The 9653-nt window shown below is 63.4% G+C and carries 11 protein-coding genes and 1 pseudogene; 5 read left to right on the top strand and 7 right to left on the bottom strand.

Features of this window, described 5'->3' with window-relative positions:
* Nucleotides 1-144 precede the first annotated feature (144 nt).
* The 4 genes and pseudogenes from DFR37_RS22410 to DFR37_RS22395 all read left to right on the top strand — a co-directional run bounded on the left by DFR37_RS22410 (nt 145) and on the right by DFR37_RS22395 (nt 4625).
* Complete coding sequence (locus DFR37_RS22410; RefSeq protein WP_049289204.1) at nt 145-1824, top strand: Mu transposase C-terminal domain-containing protein; 1680 nt, start codon at nt 145-147, stop codon at nt 1822-1824.
* Between the two features lie 2 nt (nt 1825-1826).
* Nucleotides 1827-2736 (top strand): annotated as a pseudogene (locus DFR37_RS22405) (TniB family NTP-binding protein).
* The gene (locus DFR37_RS22400; protein ID WP_113935375.1) at nt 2733-3950 is read left to right on the top strand and encodes a TniQ family protein; all 1218 of its coding nucleotides are present in this window, start codon (nt 2733-2735) and stop codon (nt 3948-3950) included. The pseudogene DFR37_RS22405 and the gene DFR37_RS22400 overlap by 4 nt, the downstream one beginning before the upstream one ends.
* 60 nt (nt 3951-4010) lie before the next feature.
* Nucleotides 4011-4625 carry a recombinase family protein gene (locus tag DFR37_RS22395; RefSeq protein WP_015063516.1) on the top strand — a complete coding sequence of 205 codons (615 nt, stop codon included), beginning with the start codon at nt 4011-4013 and terminating at the stop codon, nt 4623-4625.
* A gap of 7 nt (nt 4626-4632) precedes the next feature.
* Here DFR37_RS22395 and DFR37_RS23405 read toward each other — a convergent pair whose 3' ends face one another.
* The 7 genes from DFR37_RS23405 to merT are packed head-to-tail and all read right to left on the bottom strand — an operon-like array spanning nt 4633 to nt 9051.
* Complete coding sequence (locus tag DFR37_RS23405) at nt 4633-5625, bottom strand: DUF3330 domain-containing protein (protein ID WP_113935374.1); 993 nt, start codon at nt 5623-5625, stop codon at nt 4633-4635.
* Nucleotides 5622-5858, bottom strand: a complete 237-nt coding sequence (merE, locus tag DFR37_RS22385) for a broad-spectrum mercury transporter MerE (RefSeq protein ID WP_113935373.1) — start codon at nt 5856-5858, stop codon at nt 5622-5624. Before merE ends, DFR37_RS23405 begins: the two co-directional genes overlap by 4 nt.
* Nucleotides 5855-6220 carry a mercury resistance co-regulator MerD gene (merD, locus tag DFR37_RS22380; protein WP_113935372.1) on the bottom strand — a complete coding sequence of 122 codons (366 nt, stop codon included), beginning with the start codon at nt 6218-6220 and terminating at the stop codon, nt 5855-5857. Before merD ends, merE begins: the two co-directional genes overlap by 4 nt.
* Nucleotides 6221-6237: 17 nt before the next feature.
* A complete protein-coding gene (gene merA / locus DFR37_RS22375) occupies nt 6238-7923 on the bottom strand; it encodes a mercury(II) reductase (protein ID WP_113935371.1) in 1686 nt (561 codons plus the stop codon).
* 39 nt (nt 7924-7962) lie between these two features.
* Nucleotides 7963-8385 carry an organomercurial transporter MerC gene (gene merC / locus DFR37_RS22370; protein ID WP_113935370.1) on the bottom strand — a complete coding sequence of 141 codons (423 nt, stop codon included), beginning with the start codon at nt 8383-8385 and terminating at the stop codon, nt 7963-7965.
* A 27-nt stretch (nt 8386-8412) separates the two neighbouring features.
* Complete coding sequence (gene merP / locus DFR37_RS22365) at nt 8413-8688, bottom strand: mercury resistance system periplasmic binding protein MerP (RefSeq protein WP_004099005.1); 276 nt, start codon at nt 8686-8688, stop codon at nt 8413-8415.
* 12 nt (nt 8689-8700) lie between these two features.
* On the bottom strand, nt 8701-9051 hold the full coding sequence (merT, locus tag DFR37_RS22360) for a mercuric ion transporter MerT (RefSeq protein WP_004099002.1): 351 nt from the start codon (nt 9049-9051) through the stop codon (nt 8701-8703).
* Between the two features lie 71 nt (nt 9052-9122).
* On the opposite strand from merT, the gene merR reads away from it, so the two are divergent.
* Nucleotides 9123-9557 (top strand): mercury resistance transcriptional regulator MerR, encoded by a 435-nt coding sequence (merR, locus tag DFR37_RS22355; protein WP_010981353.1) that lies wholly within the window; start codon nt 9123-9125, stop codon nt 9555-9557.
* Nucleotides 9558-9653: the final 96 nt, after the last annotated feature.

Here is a 9653-nt window from a genome sequence, read left to right as displayed (position 1 = left end):
CTGTCATTTTCAGAAGACGACTGCACCAATTGACGGGGCGTAACGCCAGGTGTGCAGTCGGCTCCTGACCACGCAATATCAGAAGTCATCTGCACCAATCTCGACTATGCTCAATACTCGTGTGCACCAAAGCGAGGTGTGAGCATGGCGTCAGACACATTACCAATTGCCGAGCAGGGCGTGGCCACCCTGCCCGATGCGGCATGGGCACAGGCCCGGCACCGGACCGAAATCATCGGGCCGCTGGCAGCGCTTGAAGTGGTTGGGCATGAAGCCGCCGATGCCGCTGCTCAAGCGCTGGGCCTATCCAGGCGGCAGGTGTATGTCCTGATCCGGCGTGCCCGGCAAGGTGCTGGGTTTGTGACGGACCTGGTTCCCGGCCAGTCCGGCGGCGGAAAAGGCAAGGGACGCTTGCCGGAATCAGTTGAGCGCATCATCCGCGAGTTGCTGCAAAAGCGCTTCCTGACCAAGCAGAAGCGTAGCCTGGCGGCGTTCCACCGCGAGGTCGCGCAGGCTTGCAAAGCGCAAAAGCTACGGGTGCCGGCGCGCAACACTTTGGCCCTGCGGATCGCCGGCCTCGACCCGCTCAAGGCCACTCGCCGCCGGGAAGGTCAGGATGCGTCCCGCAGCCTGCAAGGTGTCGGTGGTGAGCCTCCCGCCGTGACCGCGCCACTGGAACAAGTGCAGATTGATCACACGGTCATCGACCTGATCGTGGTGGACGAGCGCGACCGGCAACCGATTGGCCGTCCGTATCTGACCATCGCCATCGACGTGTTTACCCGCTGCGTGCTCGGCATGGTCGTCACGCTGGAAGCGCCGTCATCTGTTTCGGTCGGCCTGTGCCTTGTGCATGTCGCCTGCGACAAGCGTCCCTGGCTGGAGGGTCTGAATATAGAAATGGATTGGCCGATGAGCGGCAAGCCCAGGCTGCTCTACTTGGACAACGCGGCCGAGTTCAAGAGCGAGGCGCTGCGCCGTGGCTGCGAGCAGCACGGCATCCGGTTGGACTATCGTCCGCCAGGGCAGCCGCACTACGGCGGCATCGTGGAACGGATCATCGGTACGGCGATGCAGATGATCCACGATGAATTGCCAGGGACGACCTTCTCCAACCCTGACCAGCGCGGGGACTACGATTCCGAAAACAAGGCCGCCCTGACATTGCGTGAGCTGGAGCGCTGGCTCACGTTGGCGGTGGGCACCTATCACGGCTCTGTGCACAACGGCCTGCTTCAGCCGCCGGCGGCGCGCTGGTCAGAAGCCGTGGCGCGTGTCGGTGTACCGGCTGTCGTCACCCGCGCCTTGGCTTTTTTGGTCGATTTCCTGCCCATCATTCGCCGTACTCTGACTCGCACCGGCTTTGTCATCGACCACATTCACTACTACGCCGATGCGCTCAAACCGTGGATCGCACGACGCGACCGCTTGCCCGCTTTCCTGATCCGGCGCGACCCGCGTGACATCAGCCGTATCTGGGTGCTGGAACCGCAGGGGCAGCATTACCTGGAAATCCCCTACCGTACCTTGTCGCACCCGGCTGTCACCCTCTGGGAACAACGGCAGGCGCTGACGAAATTGCGGCAGCAGGGACGCGAACAGGTGGATGAGTCGGCGCTGTTCCGCATGATCGGGCAGATGCGCGAGATCGTGACCACCGCACAGAAGGCCACGCGCAAGGCGCGGCGCGACGCGGATCGACGCCAGCACCTCAAGGCATCGCCTCCGCCGGACAAGCCGATTCCGCCGAAAACGGACGTTGCTGATCCGCAGGCAGACAACCTGCCTCCGGCCAAACCGTTCGACCAGATCGAGGAGTGGTAGCCGTGGACGAATATCCCATCATCGACTTGTCACACCTGCTGCCAGCGGCACAGGGGCTGGCTCGGCTGCCGGCGGACGAGCGCATCCAGCGCCTTCGCGCCGACCGCTGGATCGGCTACCCGCGCGCGGTCGAGGCGCTGAACCGGCTGGAAACCCTGTATGCGTGGCCAAACAAGCAACGCATGCCCAACCTGCTGCTGGTTGGCCCGACCAACAACGGCAAGTCGATGATCATCGAGAAATTCCGGCGCACGCATCCGGCCAGCTCCGACGCGGACCAGGAACACATGCCGGTGCTGGTCGTGCAGATGCCGTCCGAACCGTCGGTGATCCGCTTCTACGTCGCGCTACTTGCCGCGATGGGGGGCACCATTGCGCCCGCGCCCACGGCTGCCGGAAATGGAGCAACTGGCGCTGGCACTGCTGCGCAAGGTCGGCGTGCGCATGCTGGTGATCGACGAGCTGCACAACGTCTTGGCCGGCAACAGCGTCAACCGGCGGGAATTTCTCAACCTGCTGCGCTTCCTCGGCAATGAGCTGCGCATCCCATTGGTCGGGGTCGGCACGCGCGACGCCTACCTGGCCATCCGCTCGGATGACCAATTGGAAAACCGCTTCGAGCCCATGATGCTGCCGGTGTGGGAGGCCAACGACGATTGCTGCTCACTGCTGGCCAGCTTCGCCGCTTCGCTTCCATTGCGGCGACCCTCGTCGATTGCCACGCTGGACATGGCCCGCTACCTGCTCACACGCAGCGAGGGCACCATCGGCGAACTGGCGCACTTGCTGATGGCGGCGGCCCTCGTCGCCGTGGAGAGCGGCGAGGAAGCGATCAACCACCGCACGCTCAGCATGGCCGATTACACCGGCCCAAGCGAGCGGCGTCGGCAATTCGAGCGGGAACTGATGTGAAGCCAGCGCCACGCTGGCCGCTGCATCCGGCTCCCAAGGAAGGCGAAGCCTTGTCTTCATGGCTCAACCGCGTGGCCCTTTGCTATCACATGGAGGTGTCCGACCTGCTGGAGCACGATCTTGGTCACGGCCAGGTTGATGACCTGGATACCGCGCCACCACTGTCGCTGCTGATGATGCTCTTCCAGCGGACCGGCATCGAGCTGGACCGGCTGCGTTGCATGAGTTTCGCCGGCTGGGTGCCTTGGCTACTGGATAGCCTTGATGATCAGATTCCAGACGCATTGGAAACCTATGCGTTCCAGCTCTCGGTGCTGCTGCCGAAACTCCGCCGTAGGACGCGATCCATCACGAACTGGCGTGCCTGGCTGCCCAGCCAGCCGATACATCGCGCCTGTCCGCTCTGTCTGAACGACCCGGCAAACCAAGCCGTACTGCTTGCATGGAAGCTGCCCCTGATGCTGAGCTGCCCGCTGCATGGTTGCTGGCTGGAATCCTATTGGGGCGTGCCTGGGCGGTTTCTCGGCTGGGATAACGCCGACACTGCGCCGCGCACCGCCAGCGACGCGATTGCAGTGATGGACCGGCGTACCTGGCAGGCACTGACGACCGGCCATGTGGAGCTGCCGCGCCGACGCATCCACGCTGGATTGTGGTTTCGGCTAATACGCACGCTGCTCGATGAGCTGAACACCCCGCTTTCGACGTGCGGAACCTGCGCGGGGTATCTCCGCCAAGTATGGGAAGGCTGCGGGCATCCGCTGCGTGCTGGGCAAAGTCTGTGGCGACCGTATGAAACCCTGAACCCGGCAGTACGATTGCAGATGCTGGAGGCGGCGGCAACGGCAATCAGCTTGATTGAGGTGAGGGATATTAGCCCGCCAGGCGAGCATGCAAAGCTGTTCTGGTCCGAGCCCCAAACCGGGTTCACCAGTGGCCTGCCGGCGAAAGCGCTGAAGCCCGAACCCGTCGATCACTGGCAGCGTGCGGTCAAGGCCATTGATGAGGCCATCATTGAAGCGCGGCACGACCCCGAGACGGCACGCTCGCTGTTCGCGTTGGCTTCCTATGGTCGGCGCGACCCCGCTTCCCTGGAACAGTTGCGCGCTACCTTCGCGAAGGAAGGCATCCCCACGGAATTTTTGTCACATTACGAGCCTGATGAGCCCTTTGCATGTCTTAGACAGAATGACGGGTTAAGTGACAAATTTTGACGACCAGAACTTTCCGGTTCACACTGTCACATAATCGAACGTATATGTGACAGGTGCAAGATGCTGATTGGCTACATGCGGGTATCGAAGGCAGACGGCTCACAGGCCACCGACTTGCAGCGCGATGCGCTAGTCACTTCTGGCGTCGATCCCACCCAACTTTACGAGGATCAGGCGTCTGGCAAGCGCGAAGACCGCCCTGGCTTGGCGAGCTGCCTAAAGGCGCTGCGCGAGGGGGATACGCTGGTGGTGTGGAAACTGGACCGGCTCGGGCGTGACCTGCGCCACCTGATCAATACCGTCCACGACCTGACCGGCCGTGGTGTCGGACTGAAGGTGCTGACCGGCCACGGTGCGGCCATCGACACCACGACGGCCGCCGGCAAGCTGGTCTTCGGCATCTTTGCCGCGCTGGCCGAGTTCGAGCGCGAACTGATCGCCGAGCGCACCGTGGCGGGCCTGGCCTCGGCACGGGCGCGCGGTCGGAAAGGTGGCCGGCCGTTCAAGATGACGGCCGCCAAGCTGCGCCTGGCGATGGCGGCAATGTGCCAGCCCGAAACCAAGGTCGGCGACCTGTGCCAGGAACTCGGCATCACGCGACAGACCCTGTACCGACACATTTCCCCAAAAGGCGAGTTGCGCCCAGATGGGACGAAACTACTCAACCGTACCTGACAAGTAGTCAGCCTCCGCCTGACGGCGGCGAATCGCAAGCGCTCGGCTTGGCGCTGGTTTCGGTCGCAGTAATGGCGCGTGCCTGGAAGCGCTGGTAGCACTCCAGCCCGCAGAAGTGCTCGACGTACTCCGCGCCTTCCGGGGTGAAGGCGGCATCGAGCGGGATTTCCTTGCAACACACGCAGCAAGCGGTGCTCGGTTCGTTGACGTTCATGGTGGTGTTTCTCCATTGGTTGACGAAGCTGGCGAAGGTCGCCGCCGGCATCGGCTTGGCGAACAGAAAGCCCTGCACCGTGTCGCAGCCGGCCTGCCGCAACCACGCCAGGCTGTCGGGTGTTTCCACGCCTTCGGCCACTACCTCCATGCCCAGCCCATGCGCGAGCTGGATCACCGCCCGCACGATGCATTGGTCGCGGGTATCGTCCGGCAGCCTGGCAACGAACGATTGGTCGATCTTCAGCGTGGTGATCGGGCAGCACTTCAGATGTTGCAGGCAGGAATAGCCCGTGCCGAAGTCGTCGGCCGCGAAATGCACGCCGAGGGCACGCAAGGCGTCGAAGGTGGCGAACAGGGCCGGATTGCCGAAGGCGACCGATTCAGTCAACTCGATCTCCAGACATTCGGCGGGTAAGTCCGCATCGGTCAGCACCCGCTGAATCTCGGCATCGAACATCGGCCCGACCTGACTCGCGGACACATTGACGGCGAGCCGGAACGGCTGCCACGCCAATGCTTGCCACTTGCGCATCTGTCGGCAGGCTTCGCACAGCACCCACGTGCCAATTGCCGGCATCAGGCCGGACGACTCGGCCAGCGGTATGAACTGACCTGGTGGCAGCAGTCCCAAGCTCGGATGCCGCCAGCGCAGCAGCGCTTCCGCGCCGACGATCCGGTTATTACGCAGATCGACCAGCGGCTGGTAATACAGCTCAAGCTGCCGGCTCGCCGCCGCCTGCGCCAACTCAGTCGCCGTCCATCCGGCGGGGTGCGAAGTCATCATGATCCGCCCCGGAAGGCGCGCAGTAGCCGCGTCACGGACAGAATGAATAAGCCGGTCAGCGTGAGGGCTGCAATACCCCAATGTTCCCCGATGAATGCGCCGGCTGTCGTTCCGGCCAGCACAACGGCGAGAATCGGCAAATGACAGGGACAGGTGAGCACGGCCAACGCGCCCCACAGATAGCCGGTGAACGGCTTGGGTGTTTCGGTCGGCAAACGCTCGGGACTGTTCATAGCAGACTCTCCGCGTGCTGTGCCGGCTCGGTCGGCAGGGTGGCCAACTGCACTTCCAGATCGGCCAACGCTTCGCGTCGGCGTTCGACGAACTGGCGCAGCACGGCAAGCTGCGCTGCGGCCTGGTCGCTGTCCGCCGTATCGAGTGCCCGGCACAACCGCGCCAGCGCATCGAGGCCGATGCCCGCTTCGAAGGCCGCCCGCACGAAGCACAGCCGTTGCAAGGCCGCCTCGTCGAACAGGCCGTAGCCGCCTGGGGTGCACGCCACCGGCCGCAGCAGTCCGCGCAGCAGGTAGTCGCGCACGATATGCACGCTCACCCCGGCATCAAGGGCCAGCCGGGACACCGTGTAGGCGTTCATAGAACACCTCCTTTTCCTCACCCAGCGCAGCAGGAAAGCTGCTTCACGTCCTTGTTGAAGGTCTGCGCCGCGAGCTTCAGTCCTTCGACCATCGTCAGGTAGGGGAACAACTGGTCGGCCAGCTCCTGCACCGTCATGCGGTTGCGAATCGCCAGCGCTGCCGTTTGGATCAGCTCGCCCGCTTCCGGCGTGACCGCCTGCACGCCGATCAAGCGCCCGCTGCCCACTTCGACTACCAGCTTGATGAAGCCGCGCGTATCGAAGTTCGCCAGCGCGCGCGGCACGTTGTCCAGCGTCAGCAATCGGCTGTCGGTCTCGATGCCGTCGTGGTGTGCTTCCGCTTCGCTGTAACCCACGGTCGCCACTTGCGGGTCGGTGAACACCACCGCCGGCATCGCGGTCAGGTTCAGGGTTGCGTCGCCGCCCGTCATGTTGATCGCCGCACGGGTGCCGGCCGCTGCCGCCACATATACGAACTGCGGCTGGTCGGTGCAGTCGCCGGCGGCGTAGATGTGTTCCACGCTGGTACGCATGCCGGAGTCGATGACGATAGCGCCTTGCGGATTGAGTGCGATGCCCGCCGCTTCCAGATTCAGGCTGCGCGTGTTCGGCGCTCGGCCGGTAGCGACCAGCAGCTTGTCGGCGCGTATTTCGCCGTGCCCCGTGGTCAGCACGAATTCGCCGCCTTCATGCGCGACCTGGCTGGCCTGCGTGTGATCCAGTACCTCGATGCCCTCCATGCGAAACGCGGCCGTGACGGCTTCGCCGATGGCCGGGTCTTCGCGGAAGAACAGCGTGCTGCGTGCCAGGATCGTCACCTTGCTGCCGAGTCGGGCAAAGGCTTGCGCCAGTTCCAGCGCCACCACTGACGAGCCGATCACGGCCAGGCGTTCGGGAATCGTGTCGCTGACCAGGGCCTCGGTCGAAGTCCAGTAGGGTGACTCTTTCAAGCCCGGGATCGGCGGCACGGCCGGACTGGCACCCGTGGCGACCAGGCAACGGTCGAAGGCCACAGCGCGCTCGTTACCATCGTTCAAACGAACGACAAGGCTCTGGCCGTCCTTGAAACGCGCTTCGCCGTGCAGAACGGTGATGGCCGGATTCCCGTCCAGGATGCCCTCATACTTAGCATGACGCAGTTCGTCGACGCGCGCCTGCTGCTGGACCAGCAACCGCTCACGCAAGATCGTCGGCGGCGTGGGCGGCATGCCGCCATCGAACGGGCTTTCGCGACGCAAGTGGGCGACGTGGGCGGCGCGGATCATGATCTTGGACGGCACGCAGCCGACATTCACGCAGGTGCCGCCGATGGTGCCGCGCTCGATCAGCGTGACGTGCGCGCCTTGTTCGACGGCCTTCAGCGCTGCCGCCATCGCGGCGCCGCCGCTGCCGATCACGGCGATATGGAGCTTGCCAGCATCCCCGCCAGCCTTGTCATCACTGCCCAGCCATTCGCGCACCTTGCCGAGCAATCCGCCGCCCGCCGGAGCCACGGGCGCATCGGCGAGCGTAGCCCGATAGCCGAGTCCGGCCACGGCAGCGGTCAGCGTATCCGGCGATGTGTCGGCCTCGATGGCGAGCCTGGCGCTGCCCTTGCCATAGGAAACCTCCGCTGATTGCACGCCAGGCACTTTCTCCAGAGCTTCCTTGACGTGAACCGCGCAGGAGTCGCAGGTCATGCCGGTAATTTTGAGGGTGGTCATTCATCGTTCCTTTTCTGTGTTGGCTGCCGACTTCCGCCGTCAGCCTTGTTTCGTGGGGAGTTCGCAACCGTCCGGGCCGCAACGGCGATGTGCCGGCGAAACCAAGTCCCAGATCGACACGCCGACCATCAGCGCCAGGCCGGTGTATACGAGGTGTGCTGCCCACCAGTTGCCAAGCAGCCAGACAGTTCCAGCGAACACGATGGCTGGCCCGATCATGCCGAGCAGACTGCGGTGCCATTGGCGATGACTGAGCCAGCCCAATGCGTTCGCCAGCAAAGCCACGACAGCGAACAGCGGCAGCAGCTTGGAGATGAACAATCCTTCGTATTCCTGTAGAAAACCGAGGCCGATGGCCGCGCCCAAGCTGGCGATGGCCGGGAAGCACACGGCGCAGCCCATCGCGGAAACAACGCTGCCAAGCGCGCCAGCCTTGTCGGCAATGCGTGTGATCAGTCCCATGATCGCCCCAGGTTCGGGTTCAGTGGTTCACTGCTTGATGCTGGAGGGATAGCCCGCATCGGTGGTGGCCTTGGTCAGCTTCTGCACGCTGGTCTTGGCATCATCGAAAGTGACAACCGCTTCGCGGGTCTCGAAGGTCACGTCAACCTTGCTGACGCCTTCGACCTTGGAAATCGCCTTCTTGACGGTGATCGGGCAGGCGGAGCAGGTCATGCCCGGTACAGACAGCGTGACGGTCTGAGTGGCGGCCCACACCGGGGCAACAATGGCGGCGAGCGCGAGGGAGGCAAACAGTTTTTTCATGGTGAACTCCGATCAGTAGAAAAATGGCATGACGTAGGGAAATCCGAGGGCGACCAGGACCAGCACGGCCACGACCCAGAAAATGAGCTTGTAAGTAGCTCGCACTTGGGGAATCGCGCAGACCTCACCCGGTTTGCAGGCTTGCGTAGGGCGGTAGATGCGCCGCCAGGCGAAGAACAACGCGACCAACGCTGCACCGATGAAAATCGGGCGATACGGCTCCAGCACGGTCAGGTTGCCGATCCATGCCCCGCTGAATCCCAAGGCGACCAAGACCAGCGGCCCGAGGCAGCAGGCCGAGGCGAGGATGGCGGCCAGCCCGCCAGTGAAGAGCGCGCCGCGCCCGGTTTGTGGTTCAGACATGCGCTTGTCCTTTCGAATTTGAATTGGATAGCGTAACCTTACTTCCGTACTCATGTACGGAGTCAAGCGGTATGGAAAATAATTTGGAGAACCTGACCATTGGCGTTTTTGCCAAGGCAGCCGGCGTCAACGTGGAGACCATCCGGTTCTATCAGCGCAAGGGCTTGTTGCCCGAGCCGGACAAGCCCTATGGCAGCATTCGCCGCTATGGCGCGGCGGACGTGACACGGGTGCGATTCGTGAAATCGGCCCAGCGGTTGGGCTTCAGCCTGGATGAAATCGCCGAGTTGCTGCGGCTCGACGATGGCACCCACTGCGAGGAGGCCAGCAGCCTGGCCGAGCACAAGCTCCAAGACGTGCGCGAGAAGATGGCCGATTTGGCGCGCATGGAGGCTGTGCTGTCTGACCTGGTGTGCGCCTGCCATTCGCGGCAGGGGAATGTTTCGTGTCCGCTGATTGCGTCGTTGCAAGGTGGAACGAGCTTGGCAGGGGCTTCCACAGCTTAGCGTGCTTTATTTTCCGTTTTCTGAGACGACCACAGATCAGAAAAGACTGTGCAGCCGACTCTTGATATTCCGTGCAGTCACCTTCTGAAAATGACA

The sequence above is a fragment of the Eoetvoesiella caeni genome (assembly GCF_003315175.1).
Classification (GTDB): Bacteria; Pseudomonadota; Gammaproteobacteria; order Burkholderiales; family Burkholderiaceae_B; genus Eoetvoesia; species Eoetvoesia caeni.
The sequence above is the reverse complement of the archived record's forward strand: the minus strand, read 5'-3'. Positions and strand labels throughout refer to the sequence as shown.